Raw genomic sequence first — 16,766 nt, 5'->3', positions numbered from 1 at the left:
CCGGTCGTGCGTCGCCGGAGTTCAGAACGAGACGGGCTGAAGTCGCTGCTCGACGCGTGACGCGTGCTCGCGCACGAGCGCAGCGACACTGGCCGGGTCCTCCTGCAGCACCCCGATCTTCATCCCCGTGACGCTGATCGCGGCGAAGGGGCGGCCGTCGGCATCGCGAATCGGAGCCGCGATGCAGATGATGCCGTCGGCGTCCTCTTCGTCGTCGGTCGCGTACCCGCGTTCCCGGGCGACCGACAGATCGGCGAGATAGGCGTCGACCGTCGTGAGCGTCTTCGCCGTGTTGGCCGGCATGCCGATCTCCTCCAGGTAGCGCCGCACCTCCTCGTCGGTCAGAACCGACATGAGCGCTTTGCCGAGGCCGGAGCGGTGCGGCCACTCCTTCTCACCGAGTCGAAGGTCGAGACGGACGGAGTCCGGTGCGTCGACCCGCGCCACCGGGACGGCCCAGCCGTGATCGAGCACGGCGACCCGAGCGGTGAGACGGGTGTCGTGCGACAGCAGCCGCAGCTCGGGCAGGCAGACGTCGGCGACCGAGGTCTGGGCGGCGGCGTGCTGGCCGAGGCGAACGAGCGAGAGGCCGAGCCGGTAGTTGCGGTTCTGCGTGCCCGCGGTGTCCGTGGTCACGACACCGAATGACACCAGCGTCTGCAACAGGGCGAAGGTGCTGCTCTTCGACATCTTCATCCGCTGGGCGAGGTCGGTGAGGCTCATCCCGCTGGTTCCGGCCTGCTTCTCGAGCACCTGCAGCAGGGTCATCGCCTTGGCGACACTCTTGACCACGTACTTCGGATCGGGCTCAGCCACGAATTCTCCAGATCATCGTTCGGTGACTCAGAACAGTTCTTCACCTCAACTTAGCGTGCGGACGCGTCCCTGAGTCGCGGTCTCGGATGTGAGCGCGGGGTCAGCCTCGGCAGGAGCCGTCGTGAGGCCCGGGCACCAGTCGGTTCGCCGGGCTGCCGAACGAACGGCGCCCCACCGCATCCACTAAGCACACCCCTACTTCACGGAGAAGTCCAGTTTGGAGTCCGCCACCGCGATGACCGACCAGGTGTTGCCGTCGGAGTCGGTGAACTCGTAGGCAGGGACGATGAGGACGCCGCCGTCGGGCTGCCACTGGCTGGCGAGCCCCAGCCGGGCGCTCACGATGTGGACGCGGTTGACCGGCCAGGAGAGCGGTGCGCCGGTGGTCGGGGTCGCCGGCGGGTCGGTGGGCGGAGCGGTGCTGAAGGGCGCGGTGTCGATCGCCGCCCCCGAGCCCGCGACGGAGCCCGCGGCGCCTCCCTGTGCGCGGAGTGCGATCGGGATTCCGGACTGCTGCGCGCCGAAGCGCGGATCGGACAGGCGCTCGAAGGCCTGCTGAGCGCTGACGACGGGGTAGTCGCCGACCGAGACGATCGGAGCGAGGAAACCGGAGGCGCTGACGATCCCGTCCGCGGTCAGCTCGATCGACCAGGGCTGGTCGACGCGCTGCCCGTCGACGACGGGCCAGGCCTGGGCCTGCCGGGTGAGGGCGCCGTCCTGCGGGTTCGCCTCGTACTGGAACGTGTCGGCGTCACGGCCGGCGTTCGCGATGAGGGCGCGGAGGGCGGCGATGGCCGCGTCGGTCGAGGGGAGGGGGCGACTCGGCGTGCAGGGCTCGGGGGTGGCGCCGCCGTCGGTCTTCGAGCACGAGGCCATGAACCCCGGGTCGTAGAACGAGAAGCTCAGCGTCCCGTCGAGGCCGACCGTGAGGGACGGCGCGGTGCCGTCCTGCGGGCCGACGCTCCAGGCACCGTCCTTCAGGGTGGGCGTCTGCCGGAGGCCGAGGGCGGCGGCGAGGGCGGCGACCGTCCGGACGTCGGAGGCGGAGCGCGGGTCGAAGGCGTACGACGCGGCGGTCCCGGTGCTGGTCGAGAGACCGGAAGCGGTGAAGCTGTTGCGGCCGAAACCGTACCCGAACGCTCGGTCGGCCGCGCTCGAGCCCGCCGCGACTTTTCCGCCAGGGGACTCGATTCCCGGTGCGGTGACGGCGCCACCGGAGGACGTGCCACCGGAGGACGTGCCACCGCGCAGGGAGATCGGGGCCGCCCCGGCGATGACGGAGCCGCCGGAGTTCAGGCCGATCGCGATGCCGGCGCCGCCGAAGATCGCGACAGTGGCGGCGACCGCGACCAGAGGGCGCCAGATGCGGCCGCGGCGGGCCCGCGCGGCGGTGAGGTCGGCGACCGGGGGCTCCGTCGCCCTCGCTGCTTCCGGCTCGGTCGCCCGTGCGACGACTGCGTCGACGAACCCGGCGCGGGGCTCCACCCCGGCCGCAGGATCGGCGGCGCGCAGCCGCGCCACCGGGTCGAGCTCGTTGTCTTCGTTCATGTCGATCACCCTCCGTGGGAACGCCTCTTCACGGTCTATGTGCGACCGGCCGTGGACCTTGCACCGGCTGCCGATCCGCCCGCGGTCAGAATGTGTGCCGGTCGCCCCACGCGTCGCGCAGGCGCTTCCGCGCACGCGAGAGGGCGCTGTCCGCGCCCGACCGAGAGACGCCGAGCACGGCGGCGAGCTCTTCGCCGTCGAGACCCTCCCACGCGTGCAGCAGGAGGATCCGCCTGTCGCGCTCGCCGACGCTGGCGAGCGCCCCGCGCAGTTCGGCGTCGAACAGGGCGCTCAGCTCGGGGTCGTCGCCCACCCGGTTGGTGCCGGTCTCCGGAACCTCGTCCACCGGCAGGTCGACCGGCTTGCGGCGGTGGTTGGCGAGCGTGAAGCCGGCCGTCCGGTACAACCAGGGCAGCACTGCTTCATCGGGCACGTCCGCACGCCGTCGCCACGCGGTCGCGAAGACCTCGGCCGCGAGATCGTCGGCGTCCTGCCGTGGTCCGCGGCGGGCGAAGTACCGCACGAGGGCGGTCGCGTGCTCGCGGACGACCGCGGTGAACCAGTCGGCGTCGTGGGCGGGGAGGTCCGCGATGCCCGCGTCGGAGTCCACGTCGGCGCGGACGTCGTCGTCGGGCACGGCCACCCCCTGGGTCATCTCGGCGTCGGCGTCGGTTCTGGCGATCCTCACGTCCTGGTTGTGTCGAGTATGGCGGGGATCTTGCACGCGGCATCGGATCCAGCGGCCCTGCGTGCCGCCGCGCGACGGGGTCGGGAACGTCAGGAGGCGTACGCTTCGGATAGCCTCCAGGAGGGAGGGAGAGCCGATGGGGGTCAGCGCCGGCGGGCGCCGCGGACTGTGCGTCGCTCTCGCCGTCCTCGTCGCGATCAGCGGCTGCAGCGCACACGACGGTGCCCCTGGTACGCGGTCTCCGGCGGCCGGAATCCGATTGCCGCCGGTCGGTGCGGGCTTCGACTACCAACTCGGTGGTGCGTACGATCCGCCGGCCCGCGTCTCGGTCGTCGAACGCGACTCGTCGGATCGACCGGCCCGCCTCGGCTACGACATCTGCTACGTCAACGGGTTTCAGACCCAGCCGAGTGAGTCTCAGGAGTTCGTCCGGGATCATCCCGATCTGCTGCTGCGGATCCGAGGGGAGTTCATCGCCGACCCGAACTGGCCGGACGAATATCTGCTCGACTCGTCCACGGAGGCCAAGCGGGCGAAGATCGCCCGCCTCATCGAGCCGACGATCCGGGAGTGCAGCGCGCGCGGCTACGCCGCCGTCGAAATCGACAACCTGGACTCGTTCACGCGGTCGCACGGGGCGATGACGCTCGACGACAATGTCGCGCTGGCATCCGTGTACGTGCGGATCGCGCATCGACTCGGCCTGGCCATCGCGCAGAAGAACACGGCCGAGCAGTCGCAGAGGCTCGCCGCCGCAGGCTACGACTTCGCCGTCGCGGAATCGTGCGTCGCCTACGACGAGTGCGAGGAGTACGCCAGGACCTACCCGGTGGTCCTCGACGTGGAGTACTCCGATGAGATCGACGTTTCCGGATTCGACGCCGCCTGCCGTCGGACCAGTGAACGCGTGACGGTCGTCCTGCGCGACCACGATCTGATGACGCCGTCGACTCCGGGCTACGTCTATCGAGCCTGCGACGCCGCCGCATCCGCCGTGCGTTCGCACACCACGGAGACCGCGAGGCGTCCCGCCGCGCGCGCCAGCTCGTCCGCGTCCGGTGCGCGCTCGCCCAGGACTGCGCGGTCGGTGAGCAGGGTGATGCCGCCGACGAGGAAGGCGGCGGTCACCGCGGGCTCATCGACGTCGAGTGTGCGGAGAAGCGCTTCGAGATCATCGATGAGGGCGTTGTCTGCGACGCTTTCGCGAGTGGCGGCGGCCCCGCTGTAGAAGAGCATGTCGTGGACGTCGAGCTCGTCGAGGTAGGCGCGCACGAGCTCGATGCACCACGATTCGACGGCGGCCGTGCCGTGACGCGCGGCGCTCGTGGCCGCGGCGCGCGTCCGCTCGACGATTCGCGCGTTGAACTCCGACTCGATGGCCTGGACGATGTGCTCTTTCGTGGGGAAGTAGAGGAAGACCGTGCCTTTGGCCACGCCGGCGCGTTTCGCGATCGCCTCGATGCTCGTGCGCGCGACACCCGAGTCGACGAACAGTGACCGGGCGGCGTCCAGAACCGCCGCCTGCCGTTGCTGCGGTGCGCGCCGCCCGAGGGCCGGTGAGTCCTCCGTCATGCTGCGATCCTCCTGTGGCGGGAGGCCCAGCTCGCGAAGCGTTCCATGTAGCGGGTCAGCAGTTCGGTCACGGCCGGGTCGGCAAGCGCTCCCTCTCCATCGAAGAGGCCGGAGCTGCCGCCGAGGTACAGCTCGGGCTGCTGCATCGTCGGCATGTCCAGGAACACCAGCGACTGCCGAAGGTGGTGGTTGGCTCCGAACGCGCCCATCCGGCCGGGTGACGCGGAGACGATCGCTGCCGGCAGTCCGTCGAAGGCGTTCTGGTCGTGCGGCGCGGAGCCGACGTCGATCGCGTTCTTGAGTGGGGCCGGCACGGAGCGGTTGTACTCGGGCGTGACGAACAGAATCGCGTCCGAGTCGCGGACTTCGCTGCGGAACCGGGCCCACTCGGCCGGCGGTTCGGCGGCCACTTCGATGTCCAGGTCCTCGTTGTAGAGCGGAAGATCACCGATCTCGATGAAGCGCGGGTGGAAATCCGCGGGCGCGAGGGCGACGAGTTCGTTCGCCAGCCGGCGCGTCACGGAATCGGCGCGCAGGCTGCCGACGATCACGCCGAGTGCGAGCGGGTGGGAGTTCGTGGACGTCATGGAGCGATCGTACCACTGACTGACCACTGGTCAGTACGGCTCATGACGGCTGGGCATCCGCCGTCAGAATCCGGAGCGCCTCCAGCAGTACCGCGCGCCGGCCCTCGTCGAGTGGCGCGAAGAGCTCGTCCAGCACCCCGGACGCCACCTCGTGGCCCTCTTCGAGGGCGGCGCGTCCCGCTTCGGTCAGCGCGTGCTCGAGGCGGCGGCCCCGACCGGCCGATCGGGTGATGAGGCTGCGGGCGAGGAGCCGGTTCGCCAGGGTGCCGAACGACTGGTCGCTCTGGAAGGTCGCGACGGCGAGGTCGTGTCCGGACGCGTGGGGCATCCGCTCGATGGCGCGCAGCGCATCCCACTGCACGAGGCTGATGCCGATGTCCTGCAGCGCGGCGTCCATCGTGCGGTGGTTCCGGTACTGCGCGCGTTTGATCATCAGGCCGAGCACTTCCAGGTTCGTGGTCACGGTGCTACTGTATCAACATCATTAAATAAACATGTTGATTTGGAGTGTGATCATGACTCTTCTCGAAGGCGTCCCCGTCCTCCAGGCCGGCGACCCCGCGTCGCGAACGGCGCTCGTCCTTCACGGCGGTGGCGGGCCGCAGACGGTCGCCCCCATCGTGGGACACCTCGGCGCGACCCTGCACGCCGTGGCGCCGACGCACCCCGGATGGGACGGCACACCGCTCCCCGCCTCGATCGCCTCGGTCGCAGACCTCGCAGCCGGCTACCTCGACCGCTTGGTCGACGGTGGAGAGCGTGACGTCGTGCTGATCGGTTCCTCGATCGGCGGATGGATCGCACTCGAGATGGCGGTGCAGGCCGCCGCGGACGAGCGCTACGCCGGCGTGATCGGCGCCGTGGTCGACATCGACGGCGTCGGAGCGGTCATCGAGGGCGAGCCGGTCGCCGACTTCTTCGCCCTCGACGCCCGCGGTCTCGCCGAGGCCGCCTGGCACGACCCCGACCGCGGCTACCGGGACCCGGCTTCGCTGACCGACGCGGAGCGCGCGATCCAGCAGTCGAACGGTCGCACGATGGCCGCCATCACCGGTGACGGGATGGGCGACCCCGGCCTGCTCGAGCGGCTCGGCGCCGTTCGGGTCCCCACCCTGATGGTGTGGGGCGCGAGCGACCGGATCGTCACACCGGACTACGGGCGGGCCGTCGCCCGGGCGGTGCCGGGCGCGCGGTTCGTGGAGATCCCCGAGGCCGGGCACCTTCCGCACCAGGAGGCGCCGGACGCGACCTGGGCGGCGATCGACCCGTTCCTGGCGCGGGGGTGAGCGGTTGGCCGGAGGGATCGATTCCGCGGCCTCCGGATCGATCGTTGGGGCGGTCGTGCGACCGAAATGGAACCTTTTCGCCACTTCGGACATCTCCTTGATGAACGCACCTGAATGTTCATGGTCGCGTCGGCGTCGCACACGGGGGGAGCTTCATTCGGCCGCGACGTCGTGGAGGGCCGCGCGCCGACCGGGGGGAACGAGCGCGCGGCCCTCCCAGCTGTCGGGCCGGTCGATCGGGATCCGCTGCGGCCTGCGGCCTGCGGGGGCGGGAGGCGCCGTCCGTGTTGGTCTCGCCTCGATCGTGAGGGGGTCTCACTCCGAGCTGCGTCCCTGCTCGTGCGCGACCGACCGCTGGGCCACGCGTGAGCGGTCACTGACCGGACGACCGGCCGAGCACGGCGACCAGTGCCTCGGCGTCGGCCTCCCACCCGGGTCGACCGACCGATGCGCTGATCCCGTGCAGCGCCATCAGGACGGCGCCGGCCGTCAGCTCGGAGGCGACGCCTCCGTCGGCCACCGCCGCCGCGACCAGCTCGGCCACGGCTTCCTCGAGGGCGAGAGCGCCTTCGGCCTGGACGTCCGGCCGGTGCCTCAGGAGAGCGGCGAGTGTGGCGGCGAGTCCGGCCTCCGTCGTCAGGAGGTGGACGTAGCCGGTCAGGAAGGTCGCCAGGGCCCGGGCGGCGGGCTCGGTGTCGAGCGCGTCCCGCGCGCGGTCGCGCAGGGCGGCGACCTCCCCCCGGTAGACCGCCTCAGCGAGGGCCTCGCGGGTGGGGAAGTGCCGGTACAGCGTCCCGGTCCCCACCCCCGCGAGGGGAGCGAAGTCGTCGAAGCGGCGGTCGAACTCGCCGCGGTCGAAGGCGGCGCGTGCGGCGGCGATGATCGCGTCGCGGTTGCGGGCGGCGTCGGCGCGAATCGGCCGGGAGGCGGTCACAGCGATCCCTTCGTTGACAAACGGAGATGATCTCCATATGGTCTAGGTGGAGATGATCTCCATTTCGGAGTATAGGCGACGTGAGGTGCGGCGTGCGGGTCTTGATGTTCGGTCGCGGCGTCATCGCCACGGTCTACGGCTGGGCGCTCGAGCAGGCAGGCCACGAGGTGCGGTTCCTGGTGCGACCCGGCAGGGCGGCCGAGTACGGCGACCGGGTGGAGCTCGATCTCCTCGACGCGCGCCGGCGCCCGTGGGGCCGGCGGCTCAGGCAGACGTGGTCGACGGGTCTCATCGAGCACCTCGACGCGGATCACGACTTCGACGTGATCGTGGTCAGCGTCGGCCATCACCGGCTGACCGCGGCGGCGGAGTTCCTCGCGCCGCGCCTCGGTGCGGCGACGGTGCTGGTCTTCGGCAACGTGTGGGACGAACCGGCCGACGCCGTCGCGCCGCTGCCGCTGGAGCGGCTCGCGTGGGGGTTCCCGCAGGCCGGCGGCGGCTTCGACGGCGACGGGATCCTGCACGTGGCGCTGATGCGCAGGGTGCTGTTCGGCACGCTCGGCGGCGAGCCGACGAGCCGGGAGAGGCTCGTTCGGCAGTTGTTCTCCGATGCCGGGCTGACGGTCTCCGAGCAGCCCGACCTGCGGGGGTGGCTGCTGATCCACTTCGTCGCTGACGCGGGCGTGCACTCCCAGGGCGTTCAGCTCGGCTCGCTCTCCGACCTGCTCGGGCGCCCCGCGAGCTTCCGCGAGGCCATGCTGACGAGCCGGGAGCTGCTGCCCGTGCTGGAGGCGCGCGGCGTGGACCTCCGGCGCCACCGGGGCAGCACGGCCCTGTTCCGCGCGCCGGCCGGGCTCACCGCGCAGGTGCTGTCGCTGGTGACCGCGCGGGTTCCGCTCGCCAACGTGAGCCTGGCGGCCCACACCGACCCGCGAGCCGAGGAGCCGCGCCGCGTCGTGGAGGACATGCTGGCGGAGGCGCGGCGCCGGGGCGTCCCGACGCCGCGACTCGAACGGGCGGCGGCGGGGCTGAGACGCTGATGGTCGACGTGGAGGGCGGCGGGTACAGCGACCACCTCGTCCGGTATCGCGGCGCCGAGTAGCGGGTCGCGCCGCTACGCCCGCGCCAGTCGCCGTTCCGCAGCGGGAAGCACGATCCCTGCCGCGTCGACGGCGGTGAGCACCTCGTCCAGCACGGCGGCCCGCGGCGTCGAGTGGTCGCCGGCCCACCAGCGTTCCGCGACGATCTCGAAGATCGTGATGGTGGTACGCGCCGTCAGCTGCACGTGCAGGTCGTCCGCAGGCAGGCCCATCCGGCGGCCGAGCTCGGCCTCCAGTTCGGCCCGCGACTGCATGAAGACGTCCCAGAGCCGTGCCCGGGGCACGGGGGAGATGTCGATGATGTGGCGGAGGTCCGAGAAGCGCGGCTCGTCGTGGAAGGAGTCCAGGGCGCCCTGGAGCGTCGCCGCGAGCACCTGCGGGATGGGCTCGTCGTCCGGGCGGGCGCGCAGCACGGTGCCGAGCTGCAGGGACTCCGTGAGCCGGCCCAGGATGAGCAGGTCTTTGCTGGGGAAGTAGCGGTAGAGCGTCGACGGCGCGATCTCGGCGCGCTCGGCGATCTGCTCCATCGTCGTCTCGTCGTAGCCCTGGGCGAGGAAGAGCTCGGCGGCGACGTCGAGGATCTGATCCCGGGTCCGGGCTGCCTTGGTCTCCCTCAATCCCATACGAGACAGGATACCCCCCGATTTCGTAGTTGACACGAATCGAGTGCGACTACAGAATGAGAGCCACTCCGATTTTGGAGTCACGATCACATCGGAATCCGAACCCCGGAACCCGAAGACCCCGGAGCCCGAACACACAGAGGAGTGTGGAATGTCCCGATCGGACGACATCGACGTCGCCTTCGAAACCCCCGGCCCCGCGGCAACGCCGCTGCCGCGCCTCGTCGGGGTGATCCTCACCTCGAACATGGGCGCTCTCATCGCCCTGCTCACGCCCCTGCAGCTGCTGCTCACACTGCACCTGACGAGGATCGCCGGGCCGGGCGCCGCCGCCGCGTTCGGCATCGTCACGGGATTCGGCGCATTGTTCGCCCTCGTCGCCAACCCGCTCGCCGGCCGCATCAGCGACCGCACCGCCGCCCGATTCGGCCGACGGCGCACGTGGATCCTCACCGGCGGCGTGTCCGGCTCCCTCGCCGTCTTCGCGCTCGCGTTCACGACGGAGGTGTGGCAGGTCGCCCTCGTCTGGTGCCTGACGCAGACGCTGTTCAACTTCCAGCAGGCCGCCACCAGCGCGCTCCTCGCCGACCAGGTGCCGCCGCTACGCCGAGGGACCGTCTCCGGTTTCGTCGGCTTCGCCGCGGCGGCCGGCCCCCTGATCGGGCTCACGGCCGTCAGTGCCATCGCGGCGCCGGTGGCGCAGTGGGCCGCGGTCGCGGTGATCTCGCTCGTCCTCGCGATCGTCGCGGTGCTGCTGCTGCGCGATCCGCAGCACACGCGGGAGCCGGGACAGTCCGGGCTCAACGTCGCCGAGCTGGCGAAGTCGTTCTGGCTGAACCCCTGGCGGCACCCGGCGTTCGGCTGGGCGTGGGCCGTCCGCTTCCTCATCACCTGCGCCTACGCGAGCGGCACCTACAACGCGTTCTTCCTCATCCAGCGCTTCGGGGTCGCGGAGGCCGATGTCGCCGGCATCGTGCTCGGGCTGTCGCTGCTCTCGGTCGCGCTCCTCGCGGTCACGAGCGTGATCGCCGGCCTGGTCTCAGACCGGCTGCGCCGCCAGAAGCCGTTCGTGGTCGCCGCCGGACTGCTCGCGGCGGCCGGGCTGGCGGGCATGGCGTTCGCGCCGAGCATCGGTTTCGTCTTCCTCGCCACGGCCGCGATCGGCGTCGGCACCGGACTCTTCTTCTCGATCGACAGCGCGATGTGCGTCCGCGTGCTGCCGAGCAGCGAGAACGCGGGCAAGGACTTCGCGATCATCAACATGGCCAACACGCTGCCGCAGTCGTTCGTGCCGTTCATCGCGCCCTTCCTGCTCGGCCTGGGCGGCTACACCGCGCTCTATCTCGTGCTCGCCGTGCTGGGCGTCGTCGGCGCCGCGTTCGTCCTGCGCCTGCCGGAGCTCGGCCGCGAGGGGGACCCGCGCTGGGCCGTCATCACGCGCGGCAAGGTGCGCGCACCGGCCGCCGTGGAACCCACCGCCGTCTGACCGGCCGGCCAGACCATTTACCGACCCCGTCCATCCACCGACCCCGTCCATCCACCAGCACCATCCACTCACCAGCACCGCCGAGGAGCACCATCGAATGAACACCCTGTCCGTCTCCAGCTACAGCGTGCGCGAGCAGCTCGGACCCGTCGACTTCACCTTCGTCGACCCGTCGTCCGGCCGTGACGTGCACATCTCGTTCCCGTTCACCAAGGATCTCGACCTGTCGGAGTTCCCCGCCCGTGCGAAGAGCGCGTTCGGCGTCGACGCGATCGAGACCGTCGCTTTCCAGTTCGCGGGCCTGGACGATCCCGAGCTGGACCGCTTCGCCGCGGCCCTGCGCGACACCGGCGTCACGCTGCTCAACGTCGCGATCGACGCGGGCGACCTCCTCGAGCCCGACCCCGCCAAGCGCGGCGCGGACATCGCCGAGCTCCAGCGCTGGATCGACCGGTTCGCGGCCATGGGCTCGCGCTTCGTGCGGGTGAACCCGGGTTCGCCGATGGCCCAGCACCACCGCGACGACCTCCCCGACTACCTCGTGGAGGCCCTGCGCGACCTCGGTGCGTACGCGAGCGAACGCGGTGCGCGGCTGCTGGTCGAGAACCACGGCGGCCCGAGCAGCGACCCGGTGTGGATGACGCGGTTGCTCGACGCCGTCGGTCACGACCACCTCGGACTCCTGCTGGACCTCGGGAACTTCGACGCACTGCTGCTGCCGACCATGGCGCTGCTCTTCGGAGGCCAGGACGGCGAGCCGGTCGACCCCGAGCAGCTCTTCGCCTCCGTCGACCTGACCTCGCTCTACGCCGGTATCGAGGCGCTCGCTCCGCGCGCGGAGCTGGTGCACGTGAAGGCCCACACCGTGGACGCGGACGGAGCGGTCGGGCCGGTGGACCTGGCGCGTGCGCTCGGCCTCCTCACGGCCGTGGGCTACGACGGCCCGCTGACCGTCGAGTACGAGGGCTCCGGCGGAGACCCGTGGGCCAAGAGCGCCCGCGTGCTCGAGGTGGCGGCCGCCGCTGTCGAGGAGGTCGCCCGATGAGCGCCGCCGAGGCCACGGCCGCCGAGGCGACGGAGACCGTCGACGTCCTGATCGTCGGCTCCGGCCCGGCCGGCTCCACGTACGCGCGCACGATCGGCGACGCGCTCCCCGACGCGCGCATCCTCATGGTCGAGGTCGGGCCGGCCGTGCCGGGCACGCGCGGCGACCACACCCAGAACATGACGGAGGAGGATCGACTCGCCGTCCAGCTGCTCACCCAGGGGCCGGACGCGGGCATCGAGCGGGCGGCGGCGCTGTCCGACATCGCCCCCGGGATCGACCCGAGCCTGGAGTTCCGGCAGACCATCCTGCCCGGCCTGTTCTTCGTCGACCCGCGCCCCACGCTGACCGACGGCGACGTCGGCCTGCCCGCCGCCAGCATGTCGAGCGGGGTCGGCGGGATGGGCATCCACTGGGGCACCTCATGCCCGCGCCCGCACCAGTCCGAGCGCATCCCCTTCCTCCCCGCCGAGGAGCTGGATGCGGCCCTCAGCCACGCGGAAGGCCTTCTCGGCGTGCACACCCCGCCGAACGGGGGCAGCGGACTGCTCCGGGCGCTGCGCGACGCGATCGCCGGCGAGTTCGACGGCCCCGGCCTCACGCCGACGTCGTACATGCCGACGGCGACGCACTGGGACGGTGCGCGCCTGCGCTTCTCGGGCACCGGTGTGATCCTGGGCGACCTGGAGGCCACGGTCCCCGGTTTCGAGCTCCGCTCCGAGACGCTGGTGCGCCGCGTGCTGGTCGAGGGCGGCGTGGCCGTCGGCGCCGAGCTGGAGGACCGCCGTACCGGCGAGCGCCGCAGTGTCCGCGCCCGCTTCGTGGTCGTGTGCGCCGACGGATTGCGCACGCCGCAGGTGTTGTTCGCGTCCGGCGTGCGGCCGCGCGCGCTCGGGCACCACCTCAACGAGCACTACCAGATGGCCACGATGCTCACGCTGAGCGACGAGTTCGACCCGGCCGCGTACACCGTCGACGCCGGATCGATCGGGTCGGTCATCGTTCCGTTCTCCGACGCGCGCCCCATGCAGGGCGGCGTGATCTCGCTGGCCGGTTCCGCGTACAAGCTGCCGGGGATGGACGAGGCGGCGACGGCCCGCCTCGGCGTGCTCGCCTGGTACGCGGCGAAGGACATCCAGTTCGGCGACGCGGTGGAGTTCAGCGAGACGGAGACGGACTTCTACGGCATGCCGAGGATGACCATCCACTACTCGCGCACCGAGAAGGACCTGGCGACGATCGAGCAGATGCGCCAGAACTCGCTGCGCAGTGCCGGCCGGATCGGCACGCCCATGGAACAACCGGAGCTGGCCGCCGGCGGCTCGTCCCTGCACTACCAGGGAACGGTGCGGATGGGGGCCGCCGACGACGGCGACTCGGTGTGCGATCCTCTGCTGCGGGTGTGGGGCGTCGACAACCTCTACGTCGGGGGCAACGGGGTCATCCCGACCGCGACGGCGGCGAACCCGACGCTCACCACGGTGGCGCTCGCCTGGCGCGCGGCGTCGCAGCTGGCGCGCGAGCTGGCGGAGCTGCGGGAGCGGGACGGCCAGCTGGCGGAGGTCCCGGCCGTGGCGTGATGGTCGGGGCGCGTGGAGGGCGGGGAAGCCGACGCGGCTTCCCCGCCCTCCGCGTTGTGGGAGCACGCCGCGCGATCGCCGGGTGCGGACGACGTAGCGCAACGGGTCAGAGCGACGAGGCCTGCACGATCGAGAGCTGTCCGACGCGGCCCGAGACGATGCACTTGGCGAGGTAGGCGGGCCTGCCGTCGACGGCGGCCACCTGGGTGAGGATGAGCACGGGGTCGCCCGGGTCGAGGTCGAGCAGCTTTCCGCGCGTCGCTCCGACGACGCCGGCCGTGATCTGGCAGACGCCGCCGCCGAACAGCGGGCCGCAGCGCTCCGTCAAGGCGGCGAGCAGTGTGGCCTGGTCCGTCGCAGCGTCCTGCAGGCTCGCGGAGAGCGCCGGGCTGATGTCGGAGAGGTAGCGTCCAGCGGCCAGGTGTTCTTGCACGATCGCGACGGGCTCGCCGTCCCGCTCCAGGATGCTCTCGCGGAACCAGGTGTTCGCCTCCGCGTCGATGCCCAGGTGCGCGGAGGTGAAGTCTGTCGACGACTGCATGACGAACTCGATGGGCCGCACCGTGACCGTGCCGTCCTGGTCGGCGAGCGCCTGCTCGAACGGGCGCAGCTCCTCGAGGCCGACGCGGGGGATGTCCTCCGCCACGAAGCGGCCGACACCGCGGCGCGTGACGATCAGGCCGTCCTCCTCGAGCAGCATGAGCGCCTCGCGCACCACTGTTCGGCTGACGCCCAGCGCGGCGCCGAGCTCGGTCTCGCGCGGCAGCGCTGAACCCAGCGGGAACACCGCGTCGCGGATGCCCTCGGCGATGCGCGAGTAGACCGCGACGCGCAGCGGCTGGCCGACGGCGGTCGTGATCGGCCGTGCGAAGAAGTCGTCCGGGGAGGGCATCGGCTGGCTCCTTGTCGGTCGTCGGAGGGTCGACCAATTCAACCACGGAACGATGGAGTGCACATGTCGTACCGAAGAGGTATAACATCGGACCGCGATCGTCCCGATCCCAACGACGAACCCGATCCCGAAGACGAAGGAGTCTCCCCGTGAACATCCCAGCCGTCGACAGCGCGAACGCCGCCGTCACTCCGACCCTGCGAGGAGGCCGCGCCGTCGGCCTCGTCGCGACGCTCATCCTCGGCGTGCTCTCGTATCAGCTCAACGCCAGCATGATCACGCCGGCCCTGCCCGACATCGCCCGCTCGCTCGGCGAGAACGTCGGAGCCGTGTCGCAGGTCTCTTCGCTGTTCTTCCTCGCCGGAGCGGTCGGGGGAGTCGTGCTCTCGCGCTGGAGCGACTTCATCGGCCGCAAGCGCGCCCTCCTCATCGTCCTCGCGCTGCTGTCGGTCGGCACGCTGGTCTGCCTGTTCGCGCCGAACCTCACCTGGCTGCTCGTCGGCCGGGTGCTGCAGGGCGCGTCGAGCGCCGCCTTCCAGCTGTCGTACGTCATCCTCAGCGAGTCGATGACCGCCAAGGTGTTCGGGACGACGCTGGGCGTCATCACCGCGGTCAACGGGGGCGTCGGCGGTGTCGACGGCTACCTCGGCGGCCTCCTCGCCGACACGTTCGGCTACCGCTCGATCTTCGTCGTGATCTTCCTCGTCGGACTGGTCGCCCTGCTCTGCGTGCAACTGGTGGTGCCGAAGACCGCGCGCGCGGTGTCGGCGGGGCGCATGGACTGGTGGGGCGCCGCCGCGCTCTCACTGGCCCTCATCACCATCACCTACTTCGTGTCCAACGGCTCCTCCGCCGGCTGGCTGGCGCCGGTGACCCTCGGCTACCTCGCGGGCAGCATCGTGTTCGTGATCGCGTTCTGGCTCATCGAGAAGCGCCGGCTGACGCCGCTCATCGCCATCGAGCACCTGCGCTCGCGGCAGGTGTGGCCGGTGCTGGCGACCACGGTCCTGACGCTGTCCGGCGTCTTCGCCGTCATCAACTTCACCGTCGTCCTGCTCAGCCAGGACGCGAAGCACGGCTTCGGACTCGACGCGGCCACGGGGGCGCTGCTGTTCCTCGCCCCGCCCGCACTGATCGGCGTGGTGTCCGCACCGCTGTCGGGCTGGCTCGCCGGCCGCCGGGGCTGGATCCCCGTGCTGCGCGTCGGCATGGTGCTGTGCATCCTGGCGCTCGTCGTGATCGCCCTGCTGCCGCAGAACCTCTGGACGGTGTTCGCTATGATCGCCCTGCTCGGTGTGACGTACAACGGACTCGTCCTGACCACGATCAACGGGCTCGGCGTCGTGCAGTCGCCGGCCGAGGCTCCCGCCGCCCTCCCCGGGCTCAACGGTGCCGCCTTCGGCATCGGTGCCAGCCTCGGCATCGGGATCGTCGCCCCGTTCGCAGCGGCCGGCACGGCGGGCGGGTACTCCGTCGCCCTGTGGATCTCGGTCTGCATCACCGTGCTCGCCCTGCTGGCGAGCCTCCTCATCGTCCCGCGCCGCTCCTGACGCGCCCCCAGGAAAGGAAACACCATGGCCCGCCCCCTCTACTTCGACTGCGACACCGGCATCGACGACTCCGTCGCCCTCGCCTACCTGCTCTCCTCGCCGGAGGTCGACCTGGTCGGAATCGGCACCGTCAGCGGCAACGTGAGCTCCGCCACGGCCGCCGACAACACCATCGGCCTGCTGGCGCTCGCCGGCCGCACCGACATCCCGGTCGCGGTCGGCGCGCACGACCACCTCGCGCACCCGTTCCACGGGGGAGCGCCGCACGTGCACGGTGAGAACGGCCTCGGCGGCATCGCCCTTCCGGCGACCGACGTCCGTCCGGTCGCCGAGGACGCCGCCGACATGCTCATCCGCCTCTCCCACGAGTACGCGGGCGAGCTCGAGGTGCTGACGGTCGGCCCGCTCACCAACCTCGGGATCGCCCTCCAGCGCGATCCGTCGCTGCCCGGGCGCATCGCGGCCGTGACGACGATGGGCGGGGCGGCCCTGGTGCCCGGAAACATCACCCCGGTCGCCGAGGCGAACATCGGCAACGACCCGGAGGCGGCGGCCCTGCACGTCGCCGCCGGCTGGCGGGTCGTGCTCGTGCCGCTGGACGCCACCATGGAGCAGACCTTCGAGGAGGAGCACCGGGATGCCCTCGTCGCCTCCGGCGATCCGCTCGCGGTGGCGGTGGGCGGCATGCTGGACCACTACTTCGACTTCTACGTCGACGTCTACGGCCGGCGCAGCTCAGCGCTGCACGACCCGCTGGCCGCGGCTCTCGCGGTCGGGGGCGCGGTCGCGACCGTGGCGCCCGCCGTGCCCGTCGAGGTGGACACCACCGACGGACCCGGCCGCGGCCAGACCGTCTGCGACCTGCGCGGTCAGCGGCTCGGCCCCGTCGACCGGGAGGGTGCGACGGTGCGGGTCGTCCTGGAGGTGGCCGAGCCGCTCGCCCCGCAGCTGCTCGAGCGCATCCTCGGCAGAACGGCGTCCCCCGTCCGCTGACGCCTGTCGGCAACGGAGGAGATCGCGCCTCATCACGGGCCGATCTCCTCCGTTCGCCGCCGATGT

General features: G+C 71.4%; 17 protein-coding genes and 1 pseudogene. 9 read left to right on the top strand and 9 right to left on the bottom strand.

Going from position 1 to position 16,766, the window contains the following annotated elements:
* Window positions 1-21 precede the first annotated feature (21 nt).
* The 3 genes from KNO15_RS15140 to KNO15_RS15130 form a co-directional block, all read right to left on the bottom strand.
* A complete protein-coding gene (locus KNO15_RS15140) occupies window positions 22-816 on the bottom strand; it encodes an IclR family transcriptional regulator (protein WP_241704604.1) in 795 nt (264 codons plus the stop codon).
* A gap of 195 nt (window positions 817-1,011) precedes the next feature.
* Window positions 1,012-2,364, bottom strand: coding sequence for a hypothetical protein (locus KNO15_RS15135; RefSeq protein WP_241704603.1), 1,353 nt, complete (start codon window positions 2,362-2,364; stop codon window positions 1,012-1,014).
* Between the two features lie 85 nt (window positions 2,365-2,449).
* Window positions 2,450-3,052 carry an RNA polymerase sigma factor gene (locus KNO15_RS15130; protein WP_241704602.1) on the bottom strand — a complete coding sequence of 201 codons (603 nt, stop codon included), beginning with the start codon at window positions 3,050-3,052 and terminating at the stop codon, window positions 2,450-2,452.
* 136 nt (window positions 3,053-3,188) lie between these two features.
* Between KNO15_RS15130 and KNO15_RS15125 the strand changes: the two genes are divergently transcribed.
* Both KNO15_RS15125 and KNO15_RS15120 read left to right on the top strand, forming a co-directional pair.
* A complete protein-coding gene (locus KNO15_RS15125; RefSeq protein ID WP_241704601.1) occupies window positions 3,189-4,280 on the top strand; it encodes an endo alpha-1,4 polygalactosaminidase in 1,092 nt (363 codons plus the stop codon).
* A gap of 11 nt (window positions 4,281-4,291) precedes the next feature.
* Window positions 4,292-4,549, top strand: a complete 258-nt coding sequence (locus KNO15_RS15120) for a hypothetical protein (RefSeq protein ID WP_241704600.1) — start codon at window positions 4,292-4,294, stop codon at window positions 4,547-4,549.
* Here the strand turns inward: KNO15_RS15120 and KNO15_RS23515 are convergent.
* From KNO15_RS23515 to KNO15_RS15110, 3 genes and pseudogenes are all read right to left on the bottom strand, one after another.
* Window positions 4,487-4,624, bottom strand: a pseudogene (locus tag KNO15_RS23515) (TetR family transcriptional regulator); the annotation flags it as partial. The gene KNO15_RS15120 and the pseudogene KNO15_RS23515 overlap by 63 nt on opposite strands.
* Window positions 4,621-5,211 (bottom strand): NADPH-dependent FMN reductase, encoded by a 591-nt coding sequence (locus KNO15_RS15115; RefSeq protein ID WP_241704599.1) that lies wholly within the window; start codon window positions 5,209-5,211, stop codon window positions 4,621-4,623. The gene KNO15_RS15115 and the pseudogene KNO15_RS23515, both read right to left, overlap by 4 nt.
* 40 nt (window positions 5,212-5,251) lie before the next feature.
* Window positions 5,252-5,674, bottom strand: a complete 423-nt coding sequence (locus KNO15_RS15110) for a MarR family winged helix-turn-helix transcriptional regulator (RefSeq protein WP_241704598.1) — start codon at window positions 5,672-5,674, stop codon at window positions 5,252-5,254.
* Window positions 5,675-5,726: 52 nt separating this feature from the next.
* On the opposite strand from KNO15_RS15110, the gene KNO15_RS15105 reads away from it, so the two are divergent.
* Complete coding sequence (locus tag KNO15_RS15105; RefSeq protein WP_241704597.1) at window positions 5,727-6,497, top strand: alpha/beta fold hydrolase; 771 nt, start codon at window positions 5,727-5,729, stop codon at window positions 6,495-6,497.
* Window positions 6,498-6,870: 373 nt separating this feature from the next.
* Here KNO15_RS15105 and KNO15_RS15100 read toward each other — a convergent pair whose 3' ends face one another.
* Window positions 6,871-7,431 (bottom strand): TetR/AcrR family transcriptional regulator, encoded by a 561-nt coding sequence (locus KNO15_RS15100; RefSeq protein WP_241704596.1) that lies wholly within the window; start codon window positions 7,429-7,431, stop codon window positions 6,871-6,873.
* A 92-nt stretch (window positions 7,432-7,523) separates the two neighbouring features.
* On the opposite strand from KNO15_RS15100, the gene KNO15_RS15095 reads away from it, so the two are divergent.
* On the top strand, window positions 7,524-8,471 hold the full coding sequence (locus KNO15_RS15095; RefSeq protein WP_241704595.1) for a ketopantoate reductase family protein: 948 nt from the start codon (window positions 7,524-7,526) through the stop codon (window positions 8,469-8,471).
* Window positions 8,472-8,545: 74 nt separating this feature from the next.
* Here KNO15_RS15095 and KNO15_RS15090 read toward each other — a convergent pair whose 3' ends face one another.
* Window positions 8,546-9,154 (bottom strand): TetR/AcrR family transcriptional regulator, encoded by a 609-nt coding sequence (locus KNO15_RS15090; RefSeq protein ID WP_241704594.1) that lies wholly within the window; start codon window positions 9,152-9,154, stop codon window positions 8,546-8,548.
* 151 nt (window positions 9,155-9,305) lie between these two features.
* Here KNO15_RS15090 and KNO15_RS15085 point away from each other — a divergent pair, with 151 nt between their 5' ends.
* The 3 genes from KNO15_RS15085 (at window position 9,306) to KNO15_RS15075 (ending at window position 13,265) form a co-directional block, all read left to right on the top strand.
* Window positions 9,306-10,640, top strand: a complete 1,335-nt coding sequence (locus KNO15_RS15085) for an MFS transporter (protein WP_241704593.1) — start codon at window positions 9,306-9,308, stop codon at window positions 10,638-10,640.
* 97 nt (window positions 10,641-10,737) lie between these two features.
* The gene (locus KNO15_RS15080) at window positions 10,738-11,685 is read left to right on the top strand and encodes a sugar phosphate isomerase/epimerase family protein (protein WP_241704592.1); all 948 of its coding nucleotides are present in this window, start codon (window positions 10,738-10,740) and stop codon (window positions 11,683-11,685) included.
* Entirely contained in the window at window positions 11,682-13,265 is a 1,584-nt protein-coding gene (locus KNO15_RS15075; protein WP_241704591.1) for a GMC oxidoreductase, read from the top strand. The genes KNO15_RS15080 and KNO15_RS15075 overlap by 4 nt, the downstream gene beginning before the upstream one ends.
* Window positions 13,266-13,371: 106 nt before the next feature.
* Here the strand turns inward: KNO15_RS15075 and KNO15_RS15070 are convergent, their stop codons facing one another.
* The gene (locus KNO15_RS15070; RefSeq protein ID WP_241704590.1) at window positions 13,372-14,157 is read right to left on the bottom strand and encodes a GntR family transcriptional regulator; all 786 of its coding nucleotides are present in this window, start codon (window positions 14,155-14,157) and stop codon (window positions 13,372-13,374) included.
* A gap of 149 nt (window positions 14,158-14,306) precedes the next feature.
* Between KNO15_RS15070 and KNO15_RS15065 the strand changes: the two genes are divergently transcribed.
* Complete coding sequence (locus KNO15_RS15065) at window positions 14,307-15,707, top strand: MFS transporter (RefSeq protein ID WP_241704589.1); 1,401 nt, start codon at window positions 14,307-14,309, stop codon at window positions 15,705-15,707.
* A 24-nt stretch (window positions 15,708-15,731) separates the two neighbouring features.
* On the top strand, window positions 15,732-16,700 hold the full coding sequence (locus KNO15_RS15060) for a nucleoside hydrolase (RefSeq protein WP_241704588.1): 969 nt from the start codon (window positions 15,732-15,734) through the stop codon (window positions 16,698-16,700).
* Window positions 16,701-16,766 lie beyond the last annotated feature (66 nt).

Origin of the sequence: Leifsonia shinshuensis (assembly GCF_022606355.1) — a bacterium.
GTDB classification, from domain to species: Bacteria; Actinomycetota; Actinomycetes; order Actinomycetales; family Microbacteriaceae; genus Leifsonia; species Leifsonia shinshuensis_B.
This window is presented reverse-complemented; position numbering and strand designations above follow the sequence as displayed.